Origin of the sequence: Nostoc sp. LEGE 06077, from assembly GCF_015207705.1 — a bacterium.
Classification (GTDB): Bacteria; Cyanobacteriota; Cyanobacteriia; order Cyanobacteriales; family Nostocaceae; genus Nostoc_B.
In genome coordinates this window covers 71,803-88,628 of the sequence record NZ_JADEWI010000021.1, presented here as the reverse complement: position 1 = coordinate 88,628, position 16,826 = coordinate 71,803, and the positions used below count along the sequence as shown (strand labels likewise).

The following is a 16,826-nucleotide window of genomic DNA, read 5'->3' as shown; positions in this document are numbered from 1 at the left end:
ATTCAAACTAATCCCTATTAGGGATTGAAACCAAGCGGGTTATTGACCGGAAGAGGCAAGCGAGATTGCAATTCAAACTAATCCCTATTAGGGATTGAAACAAGTGAAGGCGGATAAGATATAATACAGTCATAAGATTGCAATTCAAACTAATCCCTATTAGGGATTGAAACATTTTTCTCTAAGTCATTGCGATCGCTCCAAATAATTGCAATTCAAACTAATCCCTATTAGGGATTGAAACGACCCCGGCAAAGTTCCAGTAAAAAAGTAGAAGTTTATTGCAATTAAAACTAATCCCTATTAGGGATTGAAACGTCAGAGATAATTAAAAGTACTTTCAATGAATTTATTGCAATTCAAACTAATCCCTATTAGGGATTGAAACACTGAAACTCAATCCCGCAAAAGCACTACTGTGTATTGCAATTCAAACTAATCCCTATTAGGGATTGAAACGAGCCAAGTGTAGTATGTTTTCCGTGAAAAATAAAATTGCAATTCAAACTAATCCCTATTAGGGATTGAAACTTCCTGCCAAGACTCGGCAAATACTTTGAGGAAGGCTTTGAATTGCAATTCAAACTAATCCCTATTAGGGATTGAAACAAAAATGCCAAAGTGTAAATAATTTACAAGTGCATCACATTGCAATTCAAACTAATCCCTATTAGGGATTGAAACAAGTTTATTGGCTACGTACAAAGCGATGGTACGATTCGCACATTGCAATTCAAACTAATCCCTATTAGGGATTGAAACATTGAAGCGCTATAAGCTCCAGCGATTGTTGTAGATTGCAATTCAAACTAATCCCTATTAGGGATTGAAACGAACAAGCGATCGCAATGTTCCCCAACGGTAGGGGCGAACGGCCGTTCGCCCCTACTTAGATTTTTTCAAAAATAAAATCGGACTGCTATATTGCTTTACCCAACATACATTTTTACTACAGTTTTTATACTAACTATTTTCTTGAAAACGCCTTCTATCTTCAATCAGTTCTTCTAGCTTTTCTACCTCTTCAAATGTATAAAATGTTTGATTCGGCTCAGATGTGATTTTATCCATCAAAGCGTGAAAAGCTTCAGTATCGTTGCGATGTTTTAACAGATAAGCTTTCAACTCAGATTTACTCATTGCTGCAAAGTTTGGTTTTGTCATTCTTCGTATCTCCATTTGGCACTTAGCGCACGGCTATTCGCCGAAAGTGGATGTACCCACACGGTTGATGAGTAACTTTAACAACGCTGCTGTGTTTCTACTGTTAGTTTACCGATATAACCAAACACGCAATAAAGAAAGTAACTGTTCAATATCTACGGGTTTGGTGATGTAATCTGATGCGCCGGATTCGATGCACTTTTCGCGATCGCCTTGCATGGCTTTGGCGGTGAGGGCAATAATTGGCAAAGTTACGAATCGGTTGTTTTGGCGGATTAAGCGGGTTGTTTCGTAACCATCCATTTCCGGCATCATTACATCCATTAACACCACATCAATATCTTGTGTAGTCTCTAACATATTGATGCCATCTCTGCCATTTTCTGCATAGATCACCTGCATCTGATAACGCTCTAGCATACTTGTGAGGGCAAAGATATTTCGTACATCGTCATCAATAATTAAGACTTTTTTATTCGTCAAGATGTAGTCACGAGATTGGAGTTGTTCGAGTATTTGCCGTTTGGGTTCTGGTAAAGCGGCTTGAACGCGGTGCAAGAACAATGTGGTTTCATCCAGCAAACGTTCAGGCGATCGCACATCTTTGACGATGATTGTTTCTGTAATCCTTCGTAGTTCGGCTTCTTGGGCTTTATTTAACTCAATGCCAGTGTAAATAATGATGGGTAAAGATTCACCATTGGGCTGCTGCTTAATTTGCTGAAGCAGTTCAAACCCATTCATATCGGGTAGACCCAAATCTAGCACCAGACAATCAAATTGTTGAGAAATAATCGCCTCTAAGGCTTCTGCACCAGTGGCGACGGCGGTAGTGGCGACATCGCTATTACCAATTAACTCGACAATGCTATGGCGTTGAGTGTCGTCATCTTCCACCACTAATAAATTTTTCACCCGTCGTTCCACAAAACCTTTGATTTTGTTTAAAGCCTCCGATATACTTTCGCTGCTGGCTGGTTTTTGTAAATATGCTAATGCGCCTAGTTGCAAACTCCGTCGTTTACCTTCTTCGACAGTCATGATATGTACAGGAATATGACGGGTATTTGCGTCATGTTTTAAGCGATCTAGCACCGTCCAACCGTCCATATCTGGCAGGCGGATATCAAGTAAAATGCCCACAGGCTGGAATTGCTGGGCTAATGCTAAACCATTACTACCACTTTGGGCGGCGACGACTTTGAATCCTTGCTGTTGTGCCATTTCCAAGAGGATACGGGCAAAATGAATGTCATCTTCGACAATTAACAAGACGCGATCGCCATTTTGAATATCAATGCGATCGTCTTCGAGAACTGGCGCATGGGGAGTGGATAGAAGCCACTGTATTGGCGAGGAGGGGGTATTGGCTACCTCGATTGGCTGCAAGTCACTTTTTGTTGTGGTAGTTGAGCCTGGAGTAGTAAGTTTTGATGGCTGAATGGCAACTAACTGAGATGTCGATTCTGGTGTGATGAATGCTGAGTCTGAATTGAATTGTGGCAAGTAGAAGGTAAATGTACTACCTTGAGTGAGGCTACTCACTAGGGTAATTTCGCCGCCAAACAGACGAGCAATTTCTCGGCTGATGGATAAGCCCAAGCCTGTACCGCCATATTTGCGGCTGGTCGTGCCATCGGCTTGTTGAAATGCTTCAAAAATCACTTTTTGCTTTTCCGGGGCAATGCCAATCCCTGTATCGATGACAGAAAAGGCAACTACTATCGGGGCGCGGTTCAAGGCTTCTTGATTAATACTCCATCCTTGCTTGGCGACTTCGATGCGTAAGCGGACTTCACCCCGGTCTGTAAATTTAAAAGCGTTGGAAAGGAGATTTTTGATGACTTGTTGTAAGCGTTTGGGGTCGGTGTAAACCGCTTTGGGTAGTTCTGGAGTTAATTCAATGTTGAAATTGAGTCCTTTATCTTGAGCGATTTGGCGGAAGGTGCGGTCTGTCTGATCTCGCAAATCTGTAACTAACATTTGGGACATATCAATAGACATGGTTCCCGATTCAATTTTCGCCAAATCTAAAATGTCATTAATCAACGCTAACAAGTCATTTCCCGCAGAGTAAATGGTGCGGCTGTATTCCACTTGTTTGGTGCTGAGATTCCCATCAATGTTATCTGTCAACAACTTCGCCAAAATTAACAGGCTGTTTAACGGTGTCCGCAGTTCATGGGACATATTCGCCAGAAATTCTGATTTGTATTTGGATGATAGGGCGAGTTGGGCTGCTTTTTCTTCTAAAGAAAGTCTGGCTTGTTCAATTTCGCGGTTTTTCCATTCAACTTCTTTCTTTTGCTGCGCCAACAACTCGGCTTTTTCTTCGAGTTCGGCGTTGGTTTGTTGGAGTTCTTCTTGTTGTGTTCTGAGTAAATCTTCGGAAGTCTTCAGGGATTGCGCTTGTTGTTCGAGGCGTTTGTTGGTTTCTTTGAGTTCGTTTTGCTGGGTTTGCAGTTCTTCGGCTAAAGATTGGGACTGTTTGAGTAATTCTTCGGTACGCATGGAAGCAGCGATGGTGTTGAGAACGATCGCAATACTTTCGGTGAGTTGGTCGAAGAATGTTAAGTGAATCTCACTAAAGCGGCGGAAGGAAGCGAGTTCAATGACGGCTGTGACTTGTCCTTCAAAGAGAACTGGTAAAACTACAGCGTTGAGTGGGGCTGATTCACCCAAACCAGAACTAATTTTGACATAATCCACCGGGACTTCGGTTAACAAAATTCGCTCTTTTTCCAAAGCGCATTGTCCTACCAAACCTTCGCCCAAGTGGAAGCGATTTGCTAAATGTTTGCGTTCGCGGTATGCGTAACTGCTGAGTAATTTCAGATAAGCCTGTTGTTGTTCGCCTGCATCCATTAAGTAGAATACGCCATGTTGTGCGCCTACTAATGGTGCAAGTTCCGAGAGAATTAATTTGGAGACGGTTTCTAAGTCCCGCTGACCTTGCAGCATTCGGGTAAATTTGGCGAGGTTGGTCTTTAACCAGTCTTGTTCGGTGTTCTTTTGGGTTGTTTCGCGCAAATTGGCAATCATCTGGTTGATGTTGTCTTTGAGGATTGCCACCTCTCCTAGTGCTTCCACGGAAATTGACCGAGTTAAGTCGCCTTTTGTTACCGCTGTTGCTACTTCCGCGATCGCTCGTAACTGAGTTGTCAGTGTCGCCGCCAGTTCGTTTACGTTGTCTGTCAAGTCTTTCCAGGTTCCCGCCGCTCCTGGTACCCTCGCTTGACCACCGAGTTTTCCTTCAATTCCCACTTCGCGCGCAACGGTTGTTACTTGATTGGCGAAGGTCGCTAGGGTATCAATCATTTCATTGATGGTTTCTGCTAAGGTTTCAATTTCCCCCTTCGCATCTAACATTAGTTTGCGCTTCAAGTCACCATTCGCCACGGCGGTGACAACTCGCGCAATTCCTCGCACCTGGGCGGTTAAGTTACCCGCCATCGAGTTTACATTGTCTGTTAAATCTTTCCACGTTCCGGCGACACCTTGTACCACAGCTTGACCGCCTAATTTCCCTTCCGTTCCCACTTCTCGCGCCACCCGCGTTACCTCAGATGCAAAAGAACTGAGTTGATCCACCATTGTATTAATAGTGTTCTTCAAGTCGAGAATTTCACCCTTCACATCCACGGTAATTTTCTTCGACAAGTCGCCATTCGCCACCGCTTTAGTTACTTCGGCGATATTCCGCACCTGGGCTGTCAAGTTACCCGCCATCGAATTTACATTGTCAGTGAGGTCTTTCCACGTACCACCAACCCCTCGAACGTAGGCTTGGACACCGAGTTTTCCTTCCGTTCCCACCTCCCGCGCTACCCGCGTTACTTCACTAGCGAAGGAATTAAGTTGATCCACCATTGTATTAATAGTGTTTTTCAGTTCGAGAATTTCCCCTTTGACATCCACGGTGATTTTTTTGGACAAGTCGCCATTTGCCACCGCCGTTGTTACGTCTGCAATGTTCCGCACCTGGGCTGTCAAGCTTCCCGCCATGAAGTTCACTGAGTCAGTGAGGTCTTTCCAAGTTCCCGCAACGCCTTTTACTTCTGCTTGTACGCCCAATTTTCCTTCCGTTCCCACCTCACGCGCCACCCGCGTTACTTCACTGGCGAAGGAATTAAGTTGATCCACCATTGTGTTGACGGTGTTTTTCAGTTCGAGAATTTCCCCTTTCACATCCACAGAGATTTTCTTGGATAAGTCGCCATTCGCCACCGCCGTTGTCACTGCGGCGATGTTGCGTACTTGGGCTGTCAAACTTCCCGCCATGAAATTCACAGAGTCGGTTAAATCTTTCCAAGTCCCCGCCACACCTTTGACATCGGCTTGGACACCTAACTTACCTTCACTTCCTACCTCCCGCGCCACCCGCGTTACTTCACTAGCAAAGGAGTTGAGTTGATCCACCATAATATTGATAGTGTTTTTCAACTCTAAAATTTCACCTTTAACTTGGACGGTGATTTTTTTGGATAAGTCACCATTGGCGATCGCTGTGGCAACTTCCGCTATACTACGTACTTGGTCGGTGAGGTTACCCGCCATCATATTTACCGCACCTGTCAAGTCTTTCCAAGTCCCCGCCACACCGCGGACTTCTGCTTGTACGCCGAGTTTCCCTTCCGTTCCCACTTCACGGGCTACCCTGGTTACTTCTGATGCAAAGGAACTGAGTTGATCCACCATTGTATTAATTGTGTTTTTCAACTCCAGAATTTCCCCTTTTACATCCACAGTGATTTTCTTAGACAAGTCACCATTCGCCACCGCTGTCGTCACATCCGCGATGTTCCGTACCTGGGCTGTCAAGCTTCCCGCCATGAAGTTCACCGAGTCTGTCAAGTCTTTCCACGTACCCGCCACCCCTCTCACTTCGGCTTGTACGCCCAATTTCCCTTCACTTCCTACCTCTCGCGCCACCCGCGTTACTTCCGAGGCAAAGGAGTTAAGTTGATCCACCATTGTATTGATAGTGTTCTTCAACTCTAAAATTTCACCCTTCACATCCACAGTGATTTTCTTCGACAAGTCCCCATTCGCCACCGCCGTCGTCACTTCTGCGATGTTGCGTACCTGGGCTGTTAAACTTCCCGCCATGAAATTCACACTGTCTGTCAAATCCTTCCATGTACCCGCTACACCCCGAACATCTGCTTGTACGCCGAGTTTTCCTTCACTTCCTACTTCTCGCGCCACCCTAGTTACTTCTGATGCAAAGGAACTGAGTTGATCCACCATGATATTGATGGTGTTTTTCAACTCAAAAATCTCACCCTTCACATCTACAGTAATTTTCTTCGACAAGTCACCATTAGCGATCGCCGTTGCAACTTCCGCAATATTTCGTACCTGTCCTGTCAAATTCCCCGCCATTAAATTCACATTGTCGGTGAGGTCTTTCCAGGTTCCCGCCACACCCCGGACTTCGGCTTGGACACCGAGTTTTCCTTCCGTCCCCACTTCCCGCGCCACCCTGGTTACTTCCGACGCAAAGGAATTTAACTGATCCACCATTGTATTAATAGTGTTCTTCAACTCCAGAATTTCACCCTTCACATCCACGGTGATTTTCTTCGACAAGTCACCATTCGCCACCGCTGTTGTTACTTCGGCGATGTTGCGTACCTGGGCTGTCAAACTTCCCGCCATGAAATTCACGCTGTCAGTCAAATCCTTCCACGTCCCCGCCACACCTTTGACATCTGCTTGTACACCCAGTTTTCCTTCACTTCCGACTTCCCGCGCCACCCTGGTTACTTCAGACACAAAGGAACTGAGTTGATCCACCATGATGTTAATAGTGTTCTTCAGTTCGAGAATTTCGCCCTTCACATCTACAGTAATTTTCTTCGATAAATCACCATTAGCGATCGCTGTTGCAACTTCCGCAATATTTCGTACTTGTCCTGTCAAATTTCCCGCCATCAAGTTCACGTTATCGGTGAGGTCTTTCCAAGTTCCCGCCACCCCTCGCACTTCGGCTTGTACGCCTAATTTACCTTCCGTTCCCACTTCCCTCGCTACCCTTGTAACTTCCGACGCGAAGGAATTCAACTGATCCACCATTGTGTTGACGGTGTTTTTCAGTTCGAGAATTTCGCCTTTGACATTAACAGTAATTTTCTTCGATAAATCACCATTAGCGATCGCTGTTGCAACTTCCGCAATATTTCGTACTTGTCCTGTCAAATTCCCCGCCATCAAATTCACGTTGTCGGTGAGGTCTTTCCATGTACCCGCCACACCCCGCACTTCTGCTTGTACGCCTAATTTCCCTTCCGTTCCCACTTCCCGCGCGACTCTGGTTACTTCACTAGCGAAGGAACCCAACCGATCTACCATTGTGTTGACAATATTTGCCGTTTGCAGAAACTCACCCTTGAGGGCTTTACCATCAATTTCTGTCGGGATGGTTTGGGATAAATCCCCATTCGCTACCGCCCGAATTACCCGTGTAGTCTCCGCTGTGGGTTGAACTAAATCTGTAATTAGAGTATTGACAGAATTTACACAATCTGACCAAGAACCGCGCACAGTTCCCAAGGAGGCGCGTTCGGTAATTTTGCCATCTTTGCCAACAACATTACCAATGCGCTGTAGTTCCAATGCCATCCGCTCATTCTGATCAATAATATCGTTGAGCGTGTCGGCTATTTTCCCCGCCAGACCAGTTTGGTCTACAGACATCCGTACAGAAAAATCACCTTTTTTAACAGCAGTTAGGGTTTTTAACAGTTGTTTTAAATCAAGATTGTCGCTTTCTCTGGTTAACTGTTCGGTTGCCATTGCCATATCCTTGGGGGGTTGAGATTAGTTTTGTAGTCTGCTGGCGGAAACTAATTTGGGCTATTACACACTGCTGCTGTTTAATAGCGTCATTATGCAATTCAAATTATTTAAGAATCACTGCGAATCAAGACATCTACTACAGAAACTTAGCTGTCTTGGATGGGTAAGTTGATGCTTGTCTTGTAAGAATAGAATTTTTTTACTAATTTCTAACTAAACTCTGGCTGAAGATAGTTAAAAATCATTTTTAAGATACCAGATTAATTATTAATTGCTATCAATTATTTTAACTCTATAATTTAGTTCACTTTAGGACGAGGAAGATATTCTTTCTATCTAACGTAAGATAGAGGGCAAAAAAAGACAAATCTGGTATTTTGAGAGGTTTTTCAACGTAAAGGGGCGCAACGTAACGCAGAGTTAGTTTGTGCTGACGTATTGATAAATTAAAAAAGGTAAAATTTTTAACCAATATGTTTACTAACAAAAATAATTACATCAGCTAGTCCTGATTGAGTTTTTAAATTAGTAAAGATAAAAGGTTTATCACCACGCATTTTTTTTGCATCTCGTTCCATTACGCTTAAATCTGCACCAACGAATGGTGCAAGGTCAATTTTATTAATAACCAATAAATCAGACTTGGTAATTCCTGGCCCACCTTTACGGGGAATTTTATCGCCAGCAGCCACATCAATAACATAGATAGTTAAATCGACTAATTCGGGGCTGAAGGTAGCGGCTAAATTATCTCCACCGCTTTCTAAAAAGACTAAATCTAAATTATCAAAACGCTCTTCTAACTGTTCAATTGCAGCTAAATTCATTGAAGCATCTTCCCGAATCGCCGTATGGGGACAGCCACCAGTTTCTACACCCAAAATGCGATCGCTGGCTAAAGCCTGAGAACGCACCAAAAACTGTGCGTCCTCCTGAGTATAAATATCATTCGTCACCACAGCAAGATGATAGCGATCGCGCAACGCCTTACATAAAGCATCCACTAAAGCCGTCTTTCCCGAACCTACAGGGCCAGCAACACCTACTCTAAATGCGGTCATAAGTTTAAAATCAATGGTCAAACGCTAAATAACTAAGTTGGTGTGCGTTTAAGTTGCACATTCTCTGGTTTTTACCCTTGACAAGCTAGGGTGTACACACAAGTGTTAAAATTCCGCCTAACGCTTGGTGTTGTCGTCTAGCTTGAGGTTGTTGATTCACTAGACAACTAAGGTATTCCCTTTAATAAAAAATGATTACATCGAGTATTTTGATAGGTTTTTAAATAATTTTTATTCAGGTAATCAATTAAATAGTTATTAATAGTTTTAGATTTACATAACAGAACTTGCTCAGGATGATAAATCTGTAAAACCGAGATAAGTTCTTCAGCAGTTATACTTTTAGATTCTATCCTGATGTGGGATAAAACAGCAATCTCTGGAGGAACAGGTAAGCCTGAATAAAAAGCATAAATTGGATAATCTGTAAACAGCCATTTAGTATATTTTTTGTGTTTTAAGAGAATGTCGACAATTTGAATATTATTTTTATTCTGCTGTATATATTGATGATTTTCTAAAATAATTACGCCTAACTTAACAGGAGTGACAATAATTGAGAAAATCACCAAGACTGCGGCTAAATAAGAAATCGTGATTTGAGAGAAATTATCAAGTTTAAATTTAGAGTACCAGTTTTTTTGGTGAAAAAAACCTAGAGATAATTTTAATCCATAGGTAGCCAGCCAAGTTAGGGGAATAGACATTAAAAGGTAATGATGATACCAGACTGGTCGATGATTCATTAAAGCGAGAAAGCTGATGATGAGCCAAATGACTGGAAAAGAATTTTCCCATTGTTTTTTTTGAATGATAACTGTAGTTGCAAGAATAGCTAAAAGCAAATAATCAAAATCTTGCAAGAGAAATGATAAAGTTAAAATTTGACTATTTTTGGCTAAAAAAGCTGTGGTTGTTTCGTGATCTAAATGAGATTGAAGTAATTGTTCATAATTGAGAGAATTGCAGGCAATACCAATTATGAGGAAGACAATTATACAAGCAGCAAACCATAACAAAGGCGCTAAAAATATTCTCCATTTTTTGGGCTCGCGATCATGTTTATGGAAATCGAAAAGAAATAAATCAAATATAATTAAAGGAATAATAAAAGCAGTAAATAATTTTATTTGTAAAGAAAATGCGAAAAATCCTCCTGATATGAGAATGAGAAGTTTAGAGTGATTTTTCAAAAAATTATGTTTATATAAACTCAATATAAAAATTGAGAGCATGACCATTGCTAAAGATGGTAGACCAATCATTACAGAAACACTCAGTCGGAGGAAATTACAGGAAATTATTAACAATAAAGTCCCAAGAATTGCGAGAAAATTTCCCAAATATAAACGGAGTGTCTGAGAGAAAGACCATACCAGCATAGTGGCGTAGGTCAAAGTTAAAAGTCTTGCAGAATAAATCGATTTTCCGAACAAGTTCAACCAAAATCCTAAAATCACTGTTGAAAGAGGAGGTTGATCATTCCAAACTTGTGTATACATCGAAAATCCATCTAAATATAAAATAGCTTTAATTAATTCAATCCCTTCATCACTGGTATCAAATTGAAATACCTGGTTAATAGGCATAAAATTAATGGCAAAAATAAAAAAAGTAGCAGGGATTAAGAGATTAAATAATAAAAATATTTTCACGTTATTTAGTACTTATAAGTAGGTCGATGTTAAGAATTGTCGTTATGGCAAGGTAGGAGGGTTATAGCTTTGTTTACCTTTATTAACTTAGTTTTGCTTTTTCCCACCGACTTACTTAGCATTGCTTGTTTTAGTTAGGTAAATTTCCTTGGGTGCATCCACTTTTGGTAAATAGCCCTGCGCTAAGGCGCAAGCTACACAAACTGAACCCGCCTGCGCGGGTGTTGAGATAGTCTGTTGAAAGCATCGATTCAATAATCACAAAAGTTGGTCAATGTTAACTTCTAAACAACCTTGTATACTGCGTTTCATGTTGCATACTCGCTAACGATAAACCCCAACTGCAACAACTCAGTTCATCATCCTCTAAAACGATAATTTCTTGCACAGTTGCACTAATTAACGGTTGTAAATCTAGCAATAATGCTTGTCCGGCGGTTTGTCCGAGGGGGATGAGTTTAACTCCGGCGGTGATGAGATTACTTGTCCAACTATGCAGATATGCGAGTAACGCAGCATTTACATTGATTTGCCAATGGGCGACAGCAATACCAAAAGCGATCGCATAATTACAACGATTACCCACACTATGAATCGTAGGTAGTAGTTCTGGTTGTAGTTTACCAAGTAATTGAGCAAGCGATCGCCCCATTTGCCAACTTGAATTACGTAATTCTTGAGTTTCTCGCGCCGCCGATAACCAGCGATTCCAATAAGATAGCGTTTCTAAATTCCCAATTTTCGCAGATTCCGCCGCCCGTAACATCACCGCCGCCTCTAGGCGAATTGCACCGTAACGTAATTCAGAGGTTAACCAATGTTTGAGATTATCTTGATTGCGAATAATGCCATTTTCTACTAAAGTTTCTAACCCTTCCGAATAACTATAAGCGCCCACAGGTAAAGCTGGACTGGCTAACTGCAAAATCCCCAAAAAATGAATATCAGTGAGGGTGATGGTGTCCATAAGCCCCTAATTCTGGCTGAAACGGTGCAATTTCCTCGGTAATTTCCAGTCCCAACTGTACCAACATCCCACGTAAAACCCCATCTGGTGATAAGCGTAAATAACTCGGTGTAATTTCCACCGCTACATGACGATTCCCCAGATGGTATGCTGCCCGCATTAGTAAAAGTGATGAAGTAGCCGATACAGTCAACACAGGTTCAGGTTTTGCAACAATTCTCATTAAACTACCATCATTTTCATCTTGTAAAATATCGCCATCCCGTAACACAGTCCCCCGTGGTAAACGCAAAAACACAACCTGTCCATCCTCTATCTCAAACCGATGACGACTGCGGGTGCGTTCTTCCGCCGTCAGTGCTAAAGTTAAACTCACCACAGCATCAGCATTTGGTGGGTTACGTTGAGTCAAGATCATCTTTGTGCCTTTGCGCCTTTGCGCGAAATATTCATCATCCAACATTTTGATATTATTAACAAAGTGAGCGATCGCTAAAACTATGGCAAAGCGTAAAAAAAGCAATCTCCAGTGGATTAAAGAAACGCTTGATCTCCAACCTGACCACCACTGGGAATCTCCATCGGGCTATAAAATTTTTGTCGCCAACCGGGGGGCTGTTCGCTTCAACGTTCCCCAAAATTGGGTGTTTGAACCCCAAGAAAAATCTTTCAAGTTCATGGATAAAAAACCGCCCAAAGATGACTGCTGTCTAGAAGTATCTTTCAATCATTTACCGCCCAACGACTGGACTTTGTTTCCTCTCAAAGCTACTTTAAAGAAAGTCGTAGAAGAAGACAGTCGTGATGTGATTGAAAAGGGAGAAGTTTTTACCCTCAAGCGTCAAACCGCCAGAATTGTTTGGACAGAACTGAAGTTTATTGACGTACAAGCAGAACCAAGGGAAGCTTTTTCCCGGATTTGCATTGGCTTAGGCTCGAATATACAATGCCTAATTACCTTCGATTTTTGGGCAGACCAAGCAGAACAGTTAACACCCGTTTGGGATGAGGCTATGCGTAGTCTCACCCTAGGATTGTATATCCGTGACCCCAGAACAGGTTTAGCTTTCCCTGATTAAGAGTGCTGAGTGCTGAGTGCTGAGTAATAAATCAACTCTCTACCCTGTCACCTATCACCTATCACCTATCACCTATCACCTATCACCTATCACCTATCACCTATCACCTATCACCTATCACCTATCACCTATCACCTATCACCTATCACCTATCACCTATCACCTATCACCTGTCACCTATCACCTATCACCTCTATTCATAAATCTCGGTGGATAAATGCTTTTGCATTCGCGCCAGTGTAACTAGCGACAATGTGACCATTACCAGTCATTTGATATTTATATGTTACCAATCCTTCTAACCCGACAGGGCCGCGCGGAAGCATTTGTTGAGTACTAATACCAACTTCCGCACCAAAACCGTAGCGGAAACCATCAGCAAAGCGTGTGGAACAATTGTGAAAAACTCCGGCGGAATTCACCAAACCAAAGAAAGCTTCAGCGGTGGCGATATCTTCCGTAATAATTACATCGGTGTGGCGTGAACCGTATTGGTTAATATGCGCGATCGCATCTTCTAAATCATCGACAATTTTAATTGATAAAATTAAATCGCTGTATTCTGTTTCCCAATCAATTTCGCTGGCGGTGGCAATATTTGGTAATATTTCTAATGTGCGTTGATCACCTTTTAATTGCACATGATTTGCGGCTAAAGCTGTCGCAACTTGGGGTAAAAATTCCCCAGCAATTGCTTGATGCACTAATAAAGTTTCAATAGCATTACAAGCAGCAGCATATTGAATTTTAGCATCAACAGTAATTTCTACAGCTTTATTAATATCAGCGGCTTGATCGATATAAGCATGACAAATTCCATCTGCATGACCAAGTACAGGAATGCGGGTATTTTCTTGGACAAACCGTACAAAAGAATTAGAACCTCTGGGAATAATTAAGTCTACATATTTATCTAATTTTAAAAGTCCCACAGTTTCTTCTCGTGTAGTGAGTAACTGCACTGCATCAGGACTAACAGCAGTTTGCGATAATCCTTGTTTAATCGCTTTAACTATCGCCTCACAAGAACGTACAGCTTCTTTACCACATTTGAGAATTACACCATTACCTGATTTAATCGCCAAAGAAACAATTTGAATTGCAGCTTCTGGACGCGCTTCAAAAATAATCCCCAACACACCCAAAGGACAAGTAATGCGTTTGAGGACTAAGCCACTATCAAGTTCGCGGTGAATCTGGACTTTACCGATAGGATCAGCCAGTTTACCAACATCTCGAACTCCAGCGATCGCATCTCGTAACTTATGTTCATCTAACTGCAACCGCTTATATAGAGGTTTAGCAATTCCTTCCGCCGCCGCAGCTTGACAGTCTGCCACATTCGCTTGCAATATTTCTTCTTGAGACGATTCTAACCCTTGAGCGATCGCTGCGATCGCTTGATTTTTCGCCTCGGTCGAAAGAATTGCCAACTTACTAGCAGCGGCGCGAGTTTTCCCAGCGATATCAACTAGAGATAACCCAACTTGAACAATAGTCATATCAAAAAATAACCCTTAATTATGGCAAAAACATATACAGCAGAATCCAGGTATCAAAATTCAGAATTCGGAAGCAGAATAGTCTTGCTGCCTAACTTTGAGAAATAGATTGTGTACTATCCTCACTAAAAATCTGCTGTATTTTCTATCCTATAGCAATCTGATTTGCCTGTTCCCTGTTTCCTTTCATCTCGCCCATTGCTGCAAAATATAAGCATAAAAAGCCTCTTTATCAACTGTGTCCATTGCATAAATCTTCCTACCACCAGGAACAACCTTAGTCCGTCCTTGACTTACACCAGTGGTAATAATTTCCGTTTCCCACTCCCGCAGTTGATAAAACTCTGGATGTCCTAAATAAGCCGTCGCCAGCACATCCCAAAAATAATAATCTTGAGGAATCACCAGTGCATAACATTGTCCAGCTAAATCCGAGACAGGATAGTGACGTTGTTTGCCCATTTTGTACACAATGTCTGATGTCACTGGTACATTGTTAGTTAAATCTAACGGACACATAATAATTTCAATTTGGGTTTGCCAAACCCGCGCCGCTGAAACTGCATCCCAATAAACATTCCACTCCGCCGAACCATCTTGTCCGGCTTCTAAACTTTTTTCCACATTTCCACCAACATTCAACGCGCCACCCATCCAAACAATTCTTTCAATCTTGGCTTCAATATCTGGTGCTTTTTCTAACGCCACTGCAACTGTTGTTAATGGACCTGTTACCATCAGCGTTACTGGTACTGGTGCTTCCCTTAACACCCGCACCATAAAATCTTGTCCAGGTTCAGCAACTAACGACGTATTAATCGTATCCTGCTGGTTAAGAATGGGGAGATGGTCAACAATAAACGAATCACGCCGATAGAGACGAGGAAAAGGATTTATCCCGCGTACTGTGCTTTCGGCAACTGAGATATGAGAAAATCCCATCAAATCAATGATTTTGCGTGTAGCACTAACAGCTGGTTCCACATAACAATCGGCTGGAGTGACGACCACACCCAGCAATTTGATATGATCCATCGTCAACAGCAGCATAGTAGCGAGATAATCATCTACACCACCATCGTGATCCATTAACACAAGTTGTTTTGACATATCAAGAGGATAAGAAAATGGATGAATTTATGCAAGCTGCGATCGCAGAGGCAAAACAAGGTAGACAAGAAGGCGGAATTCCTATCGGTTCGGTTCTTATCAAGGATGGCAAAATTGTTGGTAGAGGACACAACAAACGCGTTCAAGATAGCGACCCTGTTACCCACGCGGAAATTGATTGTCTCCGTAACGCTGGCAGAATTGGCAGTTACAGAGGTACAACACTCTATTCAACCTTAATGCCATGTTATTTGTGCGCCGGCGCAGTCGTGCAATTTGGAATCAAAAAAGTCATCGCTGGCGAATCTCGCACATTTCCCGGTGCTAAAGAATTTATGATATCTCACGGGGTAGAAGTTATTGATTTAAATTTAGATGAATGCGAACAAATGATGAGTGAATTTATTCAAACTAACCCCGAATTATGGAATGAAGATATAGGAAAGTAGTCAATAATCCAAAGGCTAAATCTTTAAATTTTATCCTTCATATTTCATACTTTTTTCTTTCAGGAAAGCATCAAAAGTCAACTTATCAGGTAACGAAGTTTGTGCACCTAATTTTGTGGCTGCTAAAGCACCTGCGGCTGCACCCCAAATCACTGCTTGATGTAAAGTCATTCCCGTGTAAAGTGCAGCTGCTAAACCACCATTAAAAGCATCACCAGCCGCCACAGTATCAACAGCCTGAACGGCAAAAGCTGGCACAAAAAATGTTTCCTCTGCTGTGGCACAAACAACACCTTTTGCACCTAATTTAACGATCGCAGATTTTACACCTCTTTGCAGGAACACTGCTCCTGCTTTGGCTGCTGACTCTGGACTATCTACCGCAAAACCAACTAATTGTCCTGCTTCCACTTCATTGGGAGTAATAATATCCAGCAACGGGTAAAGTTCGGCGGGTAAGTTAGATTGTGCAGGTGCAGGATCAAGAATCACTGTAATATTGGCATTGCGTCCAGCTTTAGCAGATGCAATAACAGCATTCAGAGGAATTTCTAGTTGTAAAAGTAGTGCTTTAGCTGTTGGTAATAAAGGCGACAATCTCTCTATATCTGTCTGATTTATTTGCCCATTTGCACCCGGAATCACCACAATTTGATTTTGTCCAGCATCATCAACAATAATTATGGCAACTCCAGAACTTATGGTTTCATCTAACAAAATATTTTCAGTTTGTACGCCAGCAGTTTGTAAATTATCCAGTAACTCTGCACCAAAACTTTTGCTTCCCACACGCCCCACCATCTGAGTGGGAATTCCCAACCGCGCTAATGCTACTGCTTGGTTTGCACCTTTCCCTCCCGGTACTTGAAAAAAATTGTTTCCTAGCAAAGTTTCGCCGCTAGTTGGTAAATGGGAGGCTGTAGCAACTAAATCTAGATTGATACTACCGAAAACAATAATACTCATAATGAAGTGAGTGGAATGGTGTGTGAAAAAATTAAAATATTCTCGCCTTAAAACCCTATCCCTTTATGGGTA

The 16,826-nt window shown here is 42.1% G+C and carries 11 protein-coding genes and 1 CRISPR repeat array; of the genes, 2 read left to right on the top strand and 9 right to left on the bottom strand.

All coding sequences use genetic code 11. From position 1 onward, the window contains the following. Positions 1 to 64: 64 nt before the first annotated feature. Positions 65 to 833: a CRISPR direct-repeat array (repeat unit 37 nt; unit sequence ATTGCAATTCAAACTAATCCCTATTAGGGATTGAAAC). A gap of 130 nt (positions 834 to 963) precedes the next feature. From IQ244_RS15705 to ureE, 6 genes are all read right to left on the bottom strand, one after another. Then, positions 964 to 1,164 carry a DUF6887 family protein gene (locus tag IQ244_RS15705; protein ID WP_193895627.1) on the bottom strand — a complete coding sequence of 67 codons (201 nt, stop codon included), beginning with the start codon at positions 1,162 to 1,164 and terminating at the stop codon, positions 964 to 966. Positions 1,165 to 1,272: 108 nt separating this feature from the next. Beyond that, a complete protein-coding gene (locus IQ244_RS15700) occupies positions 1,273 to 7,962 on the bottom strand; it encodes a HAMP domain-containing protein (protein ID WP_193895625.1) in 6,690 nt (2,229 codons plus the stop codon). Positions 7,963 to 8,429: 467 nt separating this feature from the next. Further along, positions 8,430 to 9,026: an urease accessory protein UreG gene (gene ureG / locus IQ244_RS15695; protein ID WP_193895623.1), complete on the bottom strand. Its 597-nt coding sequence runs from the start codon at positions 9,024 to 9,026 to the stop codon at positions 8,430 to 8,432. Positions 9,027 to 9,193: 167 nt separating this feature from the next. Next, on the bottom strand, positions 9,194 to 10,615 hold the full coding sequence (locus IQ244_RS15690; RefSeq protein ID WP_193895621.1) for an ArnT family glycosyltransferase: 1,422 nt from the start codon (positions 10,613 to 10,615) through the stop codon (positions 9,194 to 9,196). Between the two features lie 343 nt (positions 10,616 to 10,958). Continuing rightward, entirely contained in the window at positions 10,959 to 11,648 is a 690-nt protein-coding gene (locus IQ244_RS15685; protein ID WP_193895619.1) for an urease accessory protein UreF, read from the bottom strand. Continuing rightward, positions 11,626 to 12,111: an urease accessory protein UreE gene (gene ureE / locus IQ244_RS15680; protein ID WP_416209778.1), complete on the bottom strand. Its 486-nt coding sequence runs from the start codon at positions 12,109 to 12,111 to the stop codon at positions 11,626 to 11,628. Before ureE ends, IQ244_RS15685 begins: the two co-directional genes overlap by 23 nt. Before the next feature lie 37 nt (positions 12,112 to 12,148). On the opposite strand from ureE, the gene IQ244_RS15675 reads away from it, so the two are divergent. Beyond that, positions 12,149 to 12,727 carry a hypothetical protein gene (locus IQ244_RS15675; RefSeq protein WP_193895617.1) on the top strand — a complete coding sequence of 193 codons (579 nt, stop codon included), beginning with the start codon at positions 12,149 to 12,151 and terminating at the stop codon, positions 12,725 to 12,727. Between the two features lie 197 nt (positions 12,728 to 12,924). Here IQ244_RS15675 and IQ244_RS15670 read toward each other — a convergent pair whose 3' ends face one another. Next, a complete protein-coding gene (locus IQ244_RS15670) occupies positions 12,925 to 14,229 on the bottom strand; it encodes a glutamate-5-semialdehyde dehydrogenase (RefSeq protein ID WP_193895615.1) in 1,305 nt (434 codons plus the stop codon). A gap of 186 nt (positions 14,230 to 14,415) precedes the next feature. Beyond that, positions 14,416 to 15,339: a nucleoside hydrolase gene (locus IQ244_RS15665; RefSeq protein WP_193895613.1), complete on the bottom strand. Its 924-nt coding sequence runs from the start codon at positions 15,337 to 15,339 to the stop codon at positions 14,416 to 14,418. Positions 15,340 to 15,356: 17 nt separating this feature from the next. On the opposite strand from IQ244_RS15665, the gene IQ244_RS15660 reads away from it, so the two are divergent. Further along, on the top strand, positions 15,357 to 15,788 hold the full coding sequence (locus tag IQ244_RS15660; RefSeq protein ID WP_015113768.1) for a nucleoside deaminase: 432 nt from the start codon (positions 15,357 to 15,359) through the stop codon (positions 15,786 to 15,788). 30 nt (positions 15,789 to 15,818) lie between these two features. On the opposite strand, the gene rbsK is transcribed toward IQ244_RS15660, so the two are convergent. Next, complete coding sequence (rbsK, locus tag IQ244_RS15655; RefSeq protein WP_193895611.1) at positions 15,819 to 16,754, bottom strand: ribokinase; 936 nt, start codon at positions 16,752 to 16,754, stop codon at positions 15,819 to 15,821. Between the last annotated feature and the right edge of the window lie 72 nt (positions 16,755 to 16,826).

Excerpts from the sequence above, each read along its gene's own strand:
- IQ244_RS15685 (WP_193895619.1), bottom strand. The coding sequence starts at position 11,648 with ATGGACACCATCACCCTCACTGATATTCATTTTTTGGGGATTTTGCAG.
- IQ244_RS15670 (WP_193895615.1), bottom strand. The coding sequence starts at position 14,229 with ATGACTATTGTTCAAGTTGGGTTATCTCTAGTTGATATCGCTGGGAAA.
- IQ244_RS15675 (WP_193895617.1), top strand. The coding sequence starts at position 12,149 with ATGGCAAAGCGTAAAAAAAGCAATCTCCAGTGGATTAAAGAAACGCTT.
- IQ244_RS15705 (WP_193895627.1), bottom strand. The coding sequence starts at position 1,164 with ATGACAAAACCAAACTTTGCAGCAATGAGTAAATCTGAGTTGAAAGCT.
- IQ244_RS15660 (WP_015113768.1), top strand. The coding sequence starts at position 15,357 with ATGGATGAATTTATGCAAGCTGCGATCGCAGAGGCAAAACAAGGTAGA.
- ureG (WP_193895623.1), bottom strand. The coding sequence starts at position 9,026 with ATGACCGCATTTAGAGTAGGTGTTGCTGGCCCTGTAGGTTCGGGAAAG.
- ureE (WP_416209778.1), bottom strand. The coding sequence starts at position 12,111 with ATGTTGGATGATGAATATTTCGCGCAAAGGCGCAAAGGCACAAAGATG.
- IQ244_RS15700 (WP_193895625.1), bottom strand. The coding sequence starts at position 7,962 with ATGGCAACCGAACAGTTAACCAGAGAAAGCGACAATCTTGATTTAAAA.
- IQ244_RS15665 (WP_193895613.1), bottom strand. The coding sequence starts at position 15,339 with ATGTCAAAACAACTTGTGTTAATGGATCACGATGGTGGTGTAGATGAT.
- rbsK (WP_193895611.1), bottom strand. The coding sequence starts at position 16,754 with ATGAGTATTATTGTTTTCGGTAGTATCAATCTAGATTTAGTTGCTACA.
- IQ244_RS15690 (WP_193895621.1), bottom strand. The coding sequence starts at position 10,615 with ATGCCTATTAACCAGGTATTTCAATTTGATACCAGTGATGAAGGGATT.